This window comes from Nocardioides cremeus (genome assembly GCF_030518195.1).
In the GTDB taxonomy this organism is placed as follows: Bacteria; Actinomycetota; Actinomycetes; order Propionibacteriales; family Nocardioidaceae; genus Nocardioides; species Nocardioides cremeus.
Genome location: NZ_JAULSC010000411.1, coordinates 1 through 227, shown reverse-complemented (window position 1 = coordinate 227; position 227 = coordinate 1). Strand labels below are relative to the sequence as shown.

Annotated in this window: 1 pseudogene; it reads right to left on the bottom strand. The window is 70.5% G+C overall.

Going from position 1 to position 227, the window contains the following annotated elements:
- Nucleotides 1–227: pseudogene (locus QWJ41_RS21545) on the bottom strand (ATP-dependent DNA ligase); the annotation flags it as partial.

Sequence of the window (227 nt, the reverse complement as noted above, 5' to 3'; positions counted from 1 at the left end):
GATCGGGCAGGCCAGGTCGGAGAGCTCGTCCCACAGCTCGGCGCGTCGCTTCTCGGTGAAGCTGGCGCTGACGCCGATGTGCTGCAGCACCGGCCCGTCGTCGCCCACGCTCCACAGCCCCAGCAGCAGGCTGCCGAGCAGCGGTCGCTCGGGCGTGGAGGTCTTGTGCTCGCGCATGCCGGCCAGCACCACGTCGGCGGTGCGCTCGTGCTTGATCTTCAGCATCG